This window comes from Streptomyces palmae, from assembly GCF_004684805.1.
Lineage (GTDB): Bacteria > Actinomycetota > Actinomycetes > Streptomycetales > Streptomycetaceae > Streptomyces > Streptomyces palmae.
Window position 1 is genome coordinate 1 of record NZ_SRID01000177.1, and the last position, 13787, is coordinate 13787.

A 13787-nucleotide genomic window follows, 5' to 3' on the forward strand; every position below is an offset into this window, starting at 1 on the left:
GTGCGGGGCCATCCGGGCGCAGTCGCCGCGCAGCTGGGCCAGCGACTCGGGCTCGGCGGCCTCCGTCCGGGTGGCCCCGCGCGCGTCGCGGGCCGGACGGGTGGGGGTGGCGTGCTGGGGCATGGCGGCTCCCGATCCTAGGGGCACACACGGTGCGTGCCCCGACAAAAGGCACCGTATGCATCGAGCAGGCAACGAAAAAAGACCTACTATCAGGTAGTTTCCTCTGATCGATACGGGGTGGCGGACCCGGTAGCGTGAAGAGTCAGCTTTCCTTCAAAGCCTCGCAGGAGCAGATCAGCCGTGCGTATCGCAGTCACCGGCTCCATCGCCACCGACCACCTGATGACCTTCCCCGGTCGCTTCACCGATCAGCTGGTCGCCGACCAGTTGCACACGGTCTCCCTCTCCTTCCTGGTCGACACGCTCGACGTGCGCCGCGGCGGCGTCGGCCCCAACATCTGCTTCGGCATGGGCGTGCTCGGGCTGCGCCCGATCCTGGTCGGCGCGGCCGGCTCGGACTTCGCCGAGTACCGCGCCTGGCTGGACCGGCACGGCGTGGACACCGCCTCGGTGCGGATCTCCGAGGTCCAGCACACCGCGCGCTTCGTGTGCACCACCGACACCGACCACAACCAGATCGCGTCCTTCTACACCGGCGCGATGAGCGAGGCCCGGCAGATCGAGCTGCAGCCGGTCGCCGACCGCGTGGGCGGGCTGGACCTGGTGCTGATCAGCGCGGACGACCCGGAGGCCATGGTCCGGCACACCGAGGAGTGCCGGACCCGGGGCATCCCCTTCGCCGCCGACCCCTCCCAGCAGCTGGCCCGGATGGGCGGGGAGGACATCCGCCGCCTGGTCGAGGGCGCCGCGTACCTGTTCACCAACGAGTACGAGAAGGCGCTGGTCGAGACCAAGACCGGCTGGAGCGAGGAGGAGATCCTCGGCAAGGTCGGCACCCGGGTCACCACCCTGGGCGCCCGCGGCGCGCGCATCGAGCGGGTCGGCGAGCCGGTGATCGAGGTCGGCTGCCCCGAGGAGGAGGCCAAGGTCGACCCGACCGGTGTGGGCGACGCCTTCCGCGCGGGCTTCCTGGCCGGCGTCTCCTGGGGCCTGGGCCTGGAGCGTGCGGCGCAGGTCGGCTGCATGCTGGCCACCCTGGTGATCGAGACTCTGGGCACCCAGGAGTACGAGCTGCGCCGCGGCCACTTCATGGAGCGCTTCACCAAGGCGTACGGCGAGGATGCCGCCGTCGAGGTCAGCACCCACCTGGTCTGAGACGGGCAGCCGTCCACGGCCGGCCGAGCGGGCAACCCCCGCCGGCCGCGGACGGCTCACCCCCGCTCCCGGGGTACGGGCCCCTTGCCTGAAGCCCGCCACCCGCGAGGTGCCGCCGGCCGGCGGTTCAGGCGCGGCGGGCCACCCGGTAGGCCGTGCCGCGTTCGGCCGGTCGCTCGCCCAGGTACTCGTGGCCGCGCATCTCGCACCAGGCCGGAATGTCCAGCCGGGCCGCCTCGTCGTCGGAGAGCACCGTCACCACGCCACCGGTCGGCACCTCGCCGATCACCTTGGCCAGTTCGATCACCGGGATCGGGCACCGCTTGCCGAGCGAGTCCACCACCCGCTCCGCGGCGGGGGCGGCAGCGGCGGGAGCGGGTGTGCCGGGCGCGGCCGCGGCCGGGGCGCCGAACCGCTCCCGTACCGACCGCACCAGGCCCGGCAGCAGCTCCAGGAACCGCTCCACGTCCGACGGGTCGGTACCGGTCGGCAGCGAGACGCGGACGTTGCCCTCCGAGAGCACGCCCATCGCGCGCAGCACATGGCTGGGCTCCAGGGTGCTGGAGGTGCAGGAGGAACCGGAGGAGACCGAGAAGCCGGCCCGGTCCAGCTCGTGCAGCAATGTCTCCCCGTCGACATAGAGACAGGAGAAGGTGACCAGATGCGGCAGCCGCCGCACCGGGTCGCCCACCACCTCGACCTCGGGCACCAGCCGCGGCACCCGGGTCCGGATCCGGTCCACCAGCTCCCGCAGCCGCGCCGCCTCGGCCGCCGCCTCCTGCCGTACCACCTGGAGCGAGGCGGCGGCGGCCACGATCGCCGGCAGGTTCTCGAAGCCCGGCGCCCGTCCGGACTCCCGCTCGTCCCTCGGGCCCTGCGGGGCGTACCGCACCCCCTTGCGCACCGCGAGCAGCCCCACCCCGGCGGGGCCGCCCCACTTGTGGGCGCTGGCGGTCAGCAGCGACCAGCCGCCCGGCACCGGACCCCAGCCCAGCGACTGGGCCGCGTCCACCAGCAGCGGTACCCCGGCCGCCCGGCACTCCTCGGCGACCTCGGCCACCGGCTGCTCGGTGCCCACCTCGTGGTTGGCGGACTGCAGGCAGGCCAGCGCGGTGGGCTCGGGGGCGTCCGCCAGCGCCGCCGCGTACGCGCCCGGTGCCACCGCGCCGGTGCGGTCCACCGGCACCTCGGTGACGGTGCCGCCGCCGGCCCGGTGCACCTCGGCGGCGTGCAGCACCGCGGAGTGCTCGACCGCCGAGACGACCAGGTGCCGGCCGACCCGGCGCCGGCCGGCCAGCGCCCCCGCGATGCCGTCGTGCAGCGCCCGGGTACCCGAACCGGTGAAGACCAGTTCGTCGGGGCGGCAGCCGACGGCCGCCGCGGCGGCTTCCCGGGCGGCGTCCAGCAGCAGTCGGGCCCGCCGGCCCTCGCGGTAGAGCCGGGCCGGATCCGCCCAGCCCTCGTCGAGTGCGGCCAGCAGGGCCTGGCGGGCGACCGGGTGCAGCGGGGCCGAGGAAGCGGTGTCGAAGTAGGGCACGTACGGCACGCTATCCGGTCCTCGGCCCCGCTCCCCGGCGGCGCCCGCGAAGGGCCCGGCGACGGCCCGTCAGGGCAGGGCCCCACGAGGGTGGAACCGCTGGCGGAGGCGGCTGTTCCACCCCTTCGGGGAGTGACCCGGCGCGTTGGGCACCCTCCCCGCGCGGCCCTAATTGGCGTCCAGTAGGGTTTGGTCCGCATAAACATCCAAACCCCTGCCCGTACTGGGCCGGCGACCGACCAGCGAGACGGCCGCAGCCGGCCGAAGGCGGGCGAGACTCTCGGGAAGGCGCTACGTGAGTCCCAACGGCTCCGACCGCTCGTCGCGGCGCCCGGTGCGGCGGAAGCTGCTGCAGGCGCTGGCCGCGGGCATGGTCCTGGCGACCGCCACCGGTTGCACATCGAAGGACTTCCCCCGCCTCGGAATGCCAACGCCCGTCACGGACGAGGCGCCGCGGATCCTCTCCCTTTGGCAGGGCTCCTGGGCCGCCGCTTTCGCGGTGGGCATCCTGGTGTGGGGCCTGATCATCTGGAGCGTCATCTTCCACCGGCGTGGCAGGACCAAGGTGGAGGTTCCGCCCCAGACCCGGTACAACATGCCCATCGAGGCGCTGTACACCGTGGTCCCCATCATCATCGTCTCGGTGCTCTTCTACTTCACCGCGCGTGACGAGAACGAGCTCACCAAGGTCGACAAGAAGCCCGACCACGTCATCAACGTGGTGGGCTACCAGTGGAGCTGGGGCTTCAACTACATGGAGAACGTGGACGGCAACCCGTCCACGCCGGGGAAGCCCTACAACAAGATCCCGAACATCGCGAACATCCCGGACCGCATGCTCGACACCGTGCCCAAGGGCGCGGAGGGCGTGTGGGAGGCCGGTGTCCCGGGCGACCGGAACCCGGTGACCAAGAACCCGGGTCCGACCCTCTGGCTGCCCAAGGGCGAGACCGTCGAGTTCATCCTGACTTCCCGCGACGTCAACCACTCCTTCTGGGTGGTGCCGTTCCTGATGAAGCTGGACGCCATCCCGGGGCACACCAACCACTTCCAGGTGACCCCCAGCAAGGAGGGCATCTTCATGGGCAAGTGCGCCGAGCTCTGCGGTGTCGACCACTCCCGGATGCTCTTCAACGTGCAGGTCGTCTCCCCCGAGCGCTACCGGGCGCACCTGAAGGAGCTCAAGGACAAGGGCCAGACGGGCTACATGCCGTCGGGCATCGAGCAGACTGAGCATGCCAAGAACTCGGAGACGAAGCAGAAGTGAGCATCCTCAACGAACCTCAGGGTGCCGACGCGGCCGCCTCGTATGAGGACGAGGTGCCCGTCCGCACCAAGAAGCCGGGCAACGTCGTGGTCAAGTGGTTGACGACCACCGACCACAAGACCATCGGCACGCTCTATCTGGTCACCTCGTTCGTGTTCTTCTGCCTCGGTGGCGTGATGGCGCTCTTCATGCGCGCCGAGCTCGCTCGCCCCGGCACGCAGTTCATGTCGAACGAGCAGTTCAACCAGGCGTTCACGATGCACGGCACGCTCATGCTGCTGATGTTCGCGACGCCGCTGTTCGCGGGCTTCGCGAACTGGATCATGCCGCTGCAGATCGGCGCGCCCGACGTCGCCTTCCCGCGGCTGAACATGTTCGCCTACTGGCTCTACCTGTTCGGCTCGCTCATCGCGATGGGCGGCTTCCTGACCCCGCAGGGTGCGGCCGACTTCGGCTGGTTCGCCTACTCCCCGCTGACCGACGCGGTCCACTCGCCGGGCATCGGCGGTGACATGTGGATCATGGGTCTGGCCCTCTCCGGCTTCGGTACCATCCTCGGCTCGGTCAACTTCATCACCACCATCATCTGCATGCGCGCCCCGGGCATGACGATGTTCCGGATGCCGATCTTCACCTGGAACGTCCTGCTCACCGGTGTGCTGGTGCTGCTGGCCTTCCCCCCGCTGGCCGCCGCGCTGCTCGCCCTGGAGGCGGACCGCAAGTTCGGTGCGCACATCTTCGACCCGGCCAACGGCGGTGCGCTGCTCTGGCAGCACCTGTTCTGGTTCTTCGGCCACCCCGAGGTGTACATCATCGCGCTGCCGTTCTTCGGCATCGTCTCCGAGATCATCCCGGTCTTCGCGCGCAAGCCGATGTTCGGTTACGGCAGCCTGATCGCCGCGACCATCGGTATCGCGGGCCTGTCGGTGACCGTGTGGGCGCACCACATGTACGTGACCGGCGGTGTGCTGCTGCCGTTCTTCTCCTTCATGACCTTCCTGATCGCGGTACCGACCGGTGTGAAGTTCTTCAACTGGATCGGCACCATGTGGAAGGGCTCGCTGAGCTTCGAGACGCCGATGCTGTGGGTGCTGGGCTTCCTGGTCACCTTCACCTTCGGTGGTCTGACCGGTGTCATCCTGGCCTCCCCGCCGCTGGACTTCCACGTCTCCGACTCGTACTTCGTGGTGGCCCACTTCCACTACGTGATCTTCGGCACCGTGGTGTTCGCGATGTTCGCCGGTTTCCACTTCTGGTGGCCGAAGTTCACCGGCAAGATGCTGGACGAGCGGCTCGGCAAGATCACCTTCTGGACGCTGTTCTTCGGCTTCCACGGCACCTTCCTGGTGCAGCACTGGCTGGGCGCCGAGGGCATGCCGCGCCGGTACGCGGACTACCTGGCCGCGGACGGCTTCACCACGCTGAACACCATCTCCACCATCAGCTCCTTCCTGCTGGGCCTGTCGATGCTGCCGTTCTTCTACAACGTGTGGAAGACGGCCAAGTACGGCAAGAAGGTCGAGGTCGACGACCCGTGGGGCTACGGCCGTTCGCTGGAGTGGGCCACCTCCTGCCCGCCGCCGCGGCACAACTTCCTCACCCTGCCGCGCATCCGCTCCGAATCCCCGGCGTTCGACCTGCACCACCCGGAGATCGCGGCGCTGGACCAGCTGGAGAACCAGGGCTCGCTCGAGTCCGACAAGGCCCTCGCGGGCAACAAGGAGGCCGGCAAGTGAAGTTCCAAGGCCGGTTGTTCATCTGGCTCTCCGTCTTCCTGCTCGTCATGACCGCCGTGTACGGCCTCTGGTCGAGGGAGCCGGCGGGCACCACCGCGCTGGCCCTCTCGTTCGGCCTGTGCATCATGGTCGGCTACTACCTGGCCTTCACGGCTCGCCGGGTGGACACCGGGGCGCAGGACAACAAGAACGCGGATGTCGCGGACGACGCTGGTGAGCTGGGATTCTTCAGCCCGCACAGCTGGCAGCCGCTCTCCCTGGCCTTCGGCGGCGCCCTGGCCTTCCTGGGCATCGTCTTCGGCTGGTGGCTGATGTACTTCTCCGCCCCGATCATCCTGGTCGGCATCTTCGGCTGGGTGTTCGAGTACTACCGAGGCGAGAACGCCAACCAGTAATCCCCGGGGGCGCTCCCCGCGCCGCCCGTGACCAGGGCCCGGACACCTCCTCAGGTGTCCGGGCCCTGGCGTTTTCCCGGCCCCCGGGGCGGCACTGGGCCGTTCGGGGGCCGCTCGTTTGCAGTCTTTCGGCGCGCCGCTGCCGGTGTTTCTTCCTAATTTGTGGTTATGAGCCACAGATCTCGTCATCGGGTCGTCCCGGTCTCCGCCTTGCTCCTGGCGCCGCTCGCGGTGGGCCTGGCGGCCTGCACCGGGCAGTCCGACCCCCTCGCCGACAAGCCGTACGACGCCGGAGGGCAGCTCGCCTTCGAGGGCATCGGAGACAACCATCGGGCCAACCCGGACAAGCCGCTCCGGGTGACCGCCAAGGGACGCAGCCGCATCACCGACGTGACGGCCACGGACGCCGCAGGACGGTACGTACGCGGCGAACTGAGCGCCGATGGCAGGAAATGGCACAGCACCACCCCGCTGGCCGCAGGAACGCACTACACGCTCCGGGTGAGCACCGAGAACGCCGCAGGCAAGCCCGGCCGCCGGGCCGTCGAGTTCGACACCACCTCGGCCGACCGCCGGCTGCGGGTCACCTTCGGCCCGGCGGGCGGCACCTACGGCGTCGGCCAGCCGATCACCGCCTCGCTGAGCGCCCCGGTCAAGGACCCCGCGGCCCGGGCCCTGGTGGAGCGCTCACTCAAGGTCAGCTCGCAGCCCGCGGTCGAGGGCATGTGGCACTGGGTGGACGACCGGACCCTGCACTACCGGCCGCGCGCCTTCTGGCCCACGCACGCCGCCATCGACGTCCGCTCCACCCTGGACGGCGTCAAGGTCGGCCAGGGGCTGTACGGCGGCCCCGCCAAGCCGGTGCGGCTGTACACCGGCGACCGGGTCGAGGCCGTCACCGACGCCTCCGCGCACCAGATGTCGGTGTATCGCAACGGCGAGCTGCTCCGCACCATCCCGGTCACCGCCGGTCGGCCGGGCTCCGACACCCGCAACGGGGTCAAGGTCATCCTGTCCAAGGAACCCACCGTACGCATGACCAGCGCCAGCATCGGCGCCCCCGACTTCTTCGACCTGCCGGTGCACTGGGCCGCCCGGGTCACCTGGAGCGGGGAGTACCTGCACGCCGCGCCCTGGTCGGAGGGCGCCCAGGGCGCCGTCAACGTCAGCCACGGCTGCGTCGGGATGAGCACCGAGAACGCCCGCTGGCTCTTCGGCCAGGTGCGGGTGGGCGACGTGGTCAGGGTGGTGAACAGCGGCGGCAACACCATGACCCCGTTCGACAACGGCTTCGGGGACTGGAACGTGTCCTGGGCCGACTGGACCAAGGGCAGTGCCCTGACCGGCGCCCAGGCGCTGGGCAGCAAGCCGGCCGACACGGCCCGGCTGCGGCCCCGGGTGTGAACCCCCGGGCCCGGGCGCGGCCGTACGCACCGCCCGCGGGCGTACGGGCCGTACCCGGGCCAGGGGTTCGGTTCCGTACCCGGCGCGGCCGCGGGCGCCGCCGGCGGTGTGCGGGCCGCGCCCGGGCCCGGGGCTCAGGCCGCGCCCAGCTCCAGCCGCCTGCGCAGCAGTCGGGCCAGCGCCTCCGCGAACTCCACGGGATCCACCGGAAGGGTGACGGCGGCCTCCGCCCGGCTCCAGGTGGCCAGCCAGGCGTCCTGCGGACGGGCGATGAGCAGCAGCACCGGCGGGCAGCGGAAGACCTCGTCCTTGATCTGCCGGCACACCCCCATGCCGCCCGCGGGCACCGCCTCGCCGTCCAGCACGCAGACGTCGACGCCGCCCTGCTCAAGGGCCGTCAGCACGGCCGGAAGGGTGGCGCATTCCAGGAATTCCACCGGCGGGACATCGGCCGCGGGTCGCCGCCCGGCGGCCAGCCTGACCTGCTCGCGGACGGTGGCATCGTCGCTGTAGACCAGCACCGTGGCGGTCGGCTGCATGGTTCCTCCACGCTCGTAGACGGCACAGCAGCGGTCGGGCCCACCCCGTGTCGTGCGGGGCGTCCCCACCGAACCTGGGCTGGGATGCTACTCCGTTCGCCCCCCGCGGGCACCGGTGCGAACGGTGCGGCGCTGGGCCGTTCGGGCAGCGCACAGGCCGCTGACACACCGAACGGCACCCCCCGGAGTGAGGGCTGGATAAGCGACCGACATAATGTCGGTCGTGGCGACAGCAACAGCAGTAGATACCGGGCACGCGCACCCGTCGGTCAACCGACCGAACCTCACCAGCGTCGGAACCATCATTTGGCTGAGTTCCGAGCTGATGTTCTTCGCGGCCCTCTTCGCGATGTACTTCACCCTCCGATCGGTGACTGGTTCCGCGCACTGGAAGGACATGGCAGATGCCCTGAACTTCCCGTTCTCGGCGACCAACACCACGATCCTTGTGCTCTCCTCCCTCACCTGCCAGCTGGGCGTCTTCGCCGCTGAGCGCGGCGACGTGAAGAAGCTCCGCATGTGGTTCGTGATCACCTTCATCATGGGTGCGATCTTCATCGGTGGCCAGGTCTTCGAGTACACCGAGTTGGTCAAGCACGAGGGTCTCTCCCTCTCCTCCGACCCGTACGGCTCGGCGTTCTACCTGACCACCGGCTTCCACGGACTGCACGTGACGGGCGGACTCATCGCCTTCCTGCTGGTCCTGGGCAGGACGTACGCGGCGAAGAGGTTCACCCACGAACAGGCGACCGCGGCCATCGTCGTGTCCTACTACTGGCACTTCGTCGATGTCGTCTGGATCGGCCTCTTCGCCACGATCTACATGATCAAGTAATCCGGTTCCACAACCGGAGCAACGTCCTTAAGCATCGACGCAGAAGATCCTGACACCGGGGTAATCCGTGAAAAAGCTCTCCGCACGACGACGCCATCCGCTGGCGGCGGTCGTCGTCCTACTCTTCGCGCTGGCGGTCACTGGGGGGCTGTACGCCGCGTTCGCGCCCGCGGACAAGGCGAAGGCTGATGACAGCGCCCAGTCCCTGACCATCGAGGAGGGCAAGAAGCTCTACGCCGTCGGGTGCGCAACCTGCCACGGCACCGGCGGCCAGGGCAGCACCGACGGTCCCAGCCTGGTCGGCGTCGGCTCCGCCGCCGTGGACTTCCAGGTCAGTACCGGCCGGATGCCGGCCCAGCAGCCCGGCGCGCAGGTCCCCAAGAAGAAGCGGATCTACTCGGACGCCGACATCGAGAAGCTGTCCGCGTACATCGCCTCGCTCGGTCCGGGCCCGGTGACGCCCACCAAGGAGCAGTACAACCCCGAGGGCGCGGACATCGCCAAGGGTGGCGAGCTCTTCCGTACGAACTGTGCGCAGTGCCACAACTTCACCGGTAAGGGTGGCGCCCTGAGCAACGGCAAGTACGCGCCGCCGCTCGACGACGTGGATCCGAAGCAGATCTACGAGGCCATGCAGACCGGCCCGCAGAACATGCCCTCCTTCCCGGACACGACCATGCCGACGAAGGAGAAGCAGGACATCATCGCTTACCTCGGCGAGGTCAACAACAGCGACAAGACCAGCACGCCTGGCGGCATGGAGCTGGGCGGGCTCGGCCCGGTCACCGAGGGCCTGTTCGGTTGGATCTTCGGCCTCGGCGCCCTGATCGTCGTCACCATCTGGGTCGCCGCCCGGACCGCAAAGGCCAAGAAGTCATGAGTACCCAAGACATTCCAGAAGAAGAAAACCTGCCGGCAGAGCAGGGCGCCAAGGACAGCGGCGAGGTAGCGGTCCCGGCGGACCCGTTCGCCGACCCGGGCGTGCCGCCGCACGAGCTGCGCATCCAGGACATCGACGACAAGGCCGCTCGCCACTCCGAGCGCGTCGTCGCGACGCTCTTCACCGTGTCGATGCTCGCGACGGTGGGCTTCATCGCCTCCTTCGCGGCCCTCTCGGTCGACAAGATCATCTACGTCTTCCCGCTCGGCCACGTCAGCGCGCTCAACTTCGCGCTGGGCCTGTGCCTGGCGGTGGCGCTGTTCAGCATCGGCGCGGGCGCGGTCCACTGGGCGCGCACCCTGATGTCCGACCACGAGATCGTCCAAGAGCGTCACCCGATCGAGGCCACCCCCGAGGCCCGCGCCCAGGTCTTCAAGGACTGGCAGGACGGCGTCGCGGACTCCTCCTTCGGTCGTCGCAAGCTCGCCCGCAACACGCTGTTCGGCGCGCTGGCCCTGGTGCCGCTCTCCGGCATCGTGCTCCTGCGCGACCTCGGCCCGATGCCGGAGGACAAGCTCCGGCACACCAAGTGGGCCAAGGGCAAGCGGCTGATGAACCAGAACACCATGCAGCCGCTGCGTCCCGAGGACATCCCGGTCGGTTCGCTGACCTTCGCCATGCCCGAGGGCATGAGCGAGCACGACCACGACTTCCAGAACCAGATCGCCAAGGCCGCCCTGATGATCGTCCGGATCAAGCCGGAGGACATCAAGGACAAGCGCTCCCTCGACTGGTCGCACCACGGCATCGTGGCGTACTCCAAGATCTGCACCCACGTCGGCTGCCCGATCAGCCTGTACGAGCAGCAGACCCACCACGTGCTCTGCCCGTGCCACCAGTCGACGTTCGACCTCGCCGACGGCGGCCGTGTGATCTTCGGCCCGGCCGGTCACGCCCTGCCGCAGCTGGAGATCAGCGTGAACGCCCAGGGCTACCTCGAAGCCAAGGGTGACTTCGCGGAGCCCGTCGGCCCGGCCTTTTGGGAGCGCGGATGAGCACCACGACCAACGACACGCAGCGCAGGGGCAAGGCCCCGGCGGGCGAGCGCGTCGCCGACTGGATGGACGGTCGGCTCGGCATCTACGGTGCCGCCAAGAAGAACCTCCGCAAGGTCTTCCCGGACCACTGGTCCTTCATGCTGGGCGAGGTCTGCCTCTACAGCTTCATCATCATCATCCTCACGGGTGTGTATCTGACGCTGTTCTTCCACCCCAGCATGGCGGAGATCACCTACGAGGGTCCGTACGTCCCCATGCAGGGCGTGCGGATGTCGGAGGCCTTCGCGTCCACCCTGGACATCAGCTTCGAGGTCCGCGGTGGTCTGCTGGTCCGGCAGATTCACCACTGGGCCGCGCTGATCTTCATCGGCGGCATGATGGTCCACATGATGCGCGTCTTCTTCACCGGCGCGTTCCGCAAGCCGCGTGAGATCAACTGGCTCTTCGGATTCCTGCTGTTCGTCCTCGGCGTGTTCACCGGCTTCACCGGTTACTCGCTGCCGGACGACCTGCTCTCCGGTACCGGTATCCGCTTCATGCAGGGTGTGCTGCTGTCGATCCCGGTGATCGGCACGTACCTGTCGATGTTCCTGTTCGGCGGCGAGTTCCCGGGGACGGACATCATCCCCAGGCTCTACTCGATCCACATCCTGCTGCTGCCGGGCATCATGCTCGGCCTGGTGGTGGCGCACCTGATCCTGGTCTTCTACCACAAGCACACCCAGTTCCCCGGTCCCGGCCGGACCGAGAAGAACGTCGTCGGCATGCCGCTGCTGCCGGTCTACGTCGCCAAGGCGGGCGGTTTCTTCTTCCTGGTCTTCGGTGTCATCGCGTTCATCTCCGCGATCGCCACCATCAACCCGATCTGGGCCATCGGCCCGTACCGGCCGGACCAGGTGTCCACCGGCGCCCAGCCCGACTGGTACCTGGGCTTCGCCGAGGGTCTGGTGCGTGTGATGCCGGGCTGGGAGATCAACCTGTGGGGCCACACCCTGGTCCTGGGCGTGTTCATCCCGATCGTGCTCTTCCCGCTCGTGCTGTGCGCCATCGGCTTCTACCCGTTCATCGAGTCCTGGGTCACCGGCGACAAGCGTGAGCACCACCTCCTGGACCGGCCGCGGAACGCCCCGACGCGTACCGCCTTCGGTGTCGCCTGGGTGACGGTGTACCTGATCACCCTGATCGGTGGTGGCAACGACCTGTGGGCCACCCACTTCCACCTGTCGATCAACGCGATCACGTGGTTCGTGCGGATCGGGTTCTTCGTCGGTCCGGTGATCGCCTTCATCGTGACCCGGCGGATCTGCCTGGGCCTGCAGCGGCGCGACCGCGACAAGGTGCTGCACGGTCGGGAGACCGGCATCATCAAGCGCCTGCCGCACGGTGAGTTCATCGAGGTGCACGAGCCGCTCCCGCAGGACCAGCTGCACAAGCTGACCGCGCACGAGCAGCCGCAGCCGCTCGAGATCGGCCCCGAGGTCGACGAGAACGGCGTGCGCCGCAAGATCAAGCGCTCCCAGAAGCTCCGTGCCCGGCTCTCCAAGAGCTACTACGGAGAGGGCGCCTACATTCCGAAGGCGACTGCCGAGGAGTACGAGGAGATCACCAGCGGCCACGGCCACCACTGATCCAGCGCTCACCCAGCTGACGCCACAGCGGAGGGCCCCGGCCCGCCCCCTCGGGGGTGGACCGGGGCCCTCCGCCGTTCCCGGAGTCCGGCCCGTGGGCAGCGCGGCGGCCGACCGGGCCGCGCCGCTAGGCTGGCTCCGCCGGTGGTATCCGGCCTCTTCCCTGCCCACCCGCGGATCCAGGAGCGGACCATGGACGTTGTGACCCCAGTCGGAGGCGACAACCAGGCGGCCCGCACCTGGCCGGGGGTACTGAACGCGCTGATGCGCGGCGAGGACCTGAGCGCCGACGACACCGCCTGGGCGATGGACCGGATCATGCGCGGCGAGGCCACCGACGCGCAGATCGCCGGCTTCGCGGTGGCGCTGCGGGCCAAGGGGGAGACCGTCGACGAGGTCTCCGGCCTGGTCCGCGCGATGTACGGGCACGCCAACCTGATCCGGGTGCCGGGGCCGGCCGTGGACATCGTCGGCACCGGCGGCGACCAGGCCAGGACGGTCAACATCTCCACCATGTCGAGCCTGGTGGTGGCCGGCACCGGGGTGCGGGTGGTCAAGCACGGCAACCGCGCCTCCTCCTCAGCCAGCGGCTCCTCGGACGTGCTGGAGAAGCTCGGGGTGAACCTGCAGCTCTCGCCCCGGCGGGTGGCCGAGGTGGCCGAGGAGGCGGGCATCACCTTCTGCTTCGCGGTGGCCTTCCACCCCTCGCTGCGGCATGTCGCGCCCGCCCGGCGGGAACTGGGCATCCCCACCACCTTCAACATCCTGGGCCCGCTGACCAACCCGGCGCGGGTGGGTGCCCAGGCGACCGGTGTCGCGGACGCCCGGATGGCGCCCATCATCGCCGGGGTGCTCGCCGACCGCGGCACCTCGGCACTGGTCTTCCGGGGCGACGACGGGCTGGACGAACTGACCGTCACCGCGCCCTCCCAGGTGTGGGTGGTGCGGGACGGCACGGTGCGCCGGGAGTCCTTCGACCCGCGCGAGGTCGGCATCGACCTGGTGCCGGTGGAGGCGCTGCGCGGCGCCGACGCCTCGTACAACGCGGATGTGGCGCGGCGTCTGCTGGCCGGTGAGACCGGGCCGGTACGGGACGCGGTGCTGCTGAACTCGGCGGCGGCGCTGGTCGCCCTGGAGCCCGGCTCGGGCTCGCTGGCCGAGCAGATCGCGGGGGGCATGGCGAAGGCGGCGGAGTCGATCGACTCGGGGGCGGCGCGGGGGGTTCTGGAG

General features: G+C 69.6%; 12 protein-coding genes. 10 read left to right on the top strand and 2 right to left on the bottom strand.

The window, feature by feature from the left end; genetic code table 11:
• Nucleotides 1–303: 303 nt before the first annotated feature.
• Nucleotides 304–1278 (top strand): carbohydrate kinase family protein, encoded by a 975-nt coding sequence (locus tag E4099_RS18690; RefSeq protein WP_135340239.1) that lies wholly within the window; start codon nucleotides 304–306, stop codon nucleotides 1276–1278.
• A gap of 127 nt (nucleotides 1279–1405) precedes the next feature.
• Here the strand turns inward: E4099_RS18690 and E4099_RS18695 are convergent, their stop codons facing one another.
• Nucleotides 1406–2815, bottom strand: coding sequence for a cysteine desulfurase/sulfurtransferase TusA family protein (locus tag E4099_RS18695; RefSeq protein ID WP_135340240.1), 1410 nt, complete (start codon nucleotides 2813–2815; stop codon nucleotides 1406–1408).
• A 295-nt stretch (nucleotides 2816–3110) separates the two neighbouring features.
• Here E4099_RS18695 and ctaC point away from each other — a divergent pair, with 295 nt between their 5' ends.
• The 4 genes from ctaC to E4099_RS18715 all read left to right on the top strand — a co-directional run bounded on the left by ctaC (nucleotide 3111) and on the right by E4099_RS18715 (nucleotide 7617).
• Nucleotides 3111–4082 carry an aa3-type cytochrome oxidase subunit II gene (ctaC, locus tag E4099_RS18700; protein WP_135340241.1) on the top strand — a complete coding sequence of 324 codons (972 nt, stop codon included), beginning with the start codon at nucleotides 3111–3113 and terminating at the stop codon, nucleotides 4080–4082.
• On the top strand, nucleotides 4079–5818 hold the full coding sequence (gene ctaD / locus E4099_RS18705; RefSeq protein ID WP_135340242.1) for an aa3-type cytochrome oxidase subunit I: 1740 nt from the start codon (nucleotides 4079–4081) through the stop codon (nucleotides 5816–5818). The genes ctaC and ctaD overlap by 4 nt, the downstream gene beginning before the upstream one ends.
• Nucleotides 5815–6213: a cytochrome c oxidase subunit 4 gene (locus E4099_RS18710; RefSeq protein ID WP_135340243.1), complete on the top strand. Its 399-nt coding sequence runs from the start codon at nucleotides 5815–5817 to the stop codon at nucleotides 6211–6213. The genes ctaD and E4099_RS18710 overlap by 4 nt, the downstream gene beginning before the upstream one ends.
• A gap of 168 nt (nucleotides 6214–6381) precedes the next feature.
• On the top strand, nucleotides 6382–7617 hold the full coding sequence (locus E4099_RS18715) for a L,D-transpeptidase (protein WP_135340244.1): 1236 nt from the start codon (nucleotides 6382–6384) through the stop codon (nucleotides 7615–7617).
• Between the two features lie 134 nt (nucleotides 7618–7751).
• Here E4099_RS18715 and E4099_RS18720 read toward each other — a convergent pair whose 3' ends face one another.
• The gene (locus E4099_RS18720) at nucleotides 7752–8156 is read right to left on the bottom strand and encodes a DNA-binding transcriptional response regulator (protein WP_135340245.1); all 405 of its coding nucleotides are present in this window, start codon (nucleotides 8154–8156) and stop codon (nucleotides 7752–7754) included.
• Between the two features lie 214 nt (nucleotides 8157–8370).
• Between E4099_RS18720 and ctaE the strand changes: the two genes are divergently transcribed.
• The 5 genes from ctaE to trpD all read left to right on the top strand — a co-directional run.
• A complete protein-coding gene (gene ctaE, locus E4099_RS18725; protein WP_135340246.1) occupies nucleotides 8371–8991 on the top strand; it encodes an aa3-type cytochrome oxidase subunit III in 621 nt (206 codons plus the stop codon).
• 67 nt (nucleotides 8992–9058) lie between these two features.
• Nucleotides 9059–9871: a cytochrome bc1 complex diheme cytochrome c subunit gene (qcrC, locus tag E4099_RS18730; protein ID WP_135340247.1), complete on the top strand. Its 813-nt coding sequence runs from the start codon at nucleotides 9059–9061 to the stop codon at nucleotides 9869–9871.
• Nucleotides 9868–10926, top strand: coding sequence for a cytochrome bc1 complex Rieske iron-sulfur subunit (gene qcrA / locus E4099_RS18735; RefSeq protein ID WP_135340248.1), 1059 nt, complete (start codon nucleotides 9868–9870; stop codon nucleotides 10924–10926). Before qcrC ends, qcrA begins: the two co-directional genes overlap by 4 nt.
• Complete coding sequence (qcrB, locus tag E4099_RS18740; RefSeq protein ID WP_135340249.1) at nucleotides 10923–12557, top strand: cytochrome bc1 complex cytochrome b subunit; 1635 nt, start codon at nucleotides 10923–10925, stop codon at nucleotides 12555–12557. Before qcrA ends, qcrB begins: the two co-directional genes overlap by 4 nt.
• Nucleotides 12558–12749: 192 nt before the next feature.
• The coding region (trpD, locus tag E4099_RS18745) for an anthranilate phosphoribosyltransferase (RefSeq protein ID WP_135340250.1) at nucleotides 12750–13787 on the top strand (1038 nt) is incomplete at its 3' end.

Excerpts from the sequence above, each read along its gene's own strand:
- E4099_RS18715 (WP_135340244.1), top strand. The coding sequence starts at position 6,382 with ATGAGCCACAGATCTCGTCATCGGGTCGTCCCGGTCTCCGCCTTGCTC.
- E4099_RS18720 (WP_135340245.1), bottom strand. The coding sequence starts at position 8,156 with ATGCAGCCGACCGCCACGGTGCTGGTCTACAGCGACGATGCCACCGTC.
- ctaE (WP_135340246.1), top strand. The coding sequence starts at position 8,371 with ATGTCGGTCGTGGCGACAGCAACAGCAGTAGATACCGGGCACGCGCAC.
- qcrA (WP_135340248.1), top strand. The coding sequence starts at position 9,868 with ATGAGTACCCAAGACATTCCAGAAGAAGAAAACCTGCCGGCAGAGCAG.
- qcrB (WP_135340249.1), top strand. The coding sequence starts at position 10,923 with ATGAGCACCACGACCAACGACACGCAGCGCAGGGGCAAGGCCCCGGCG.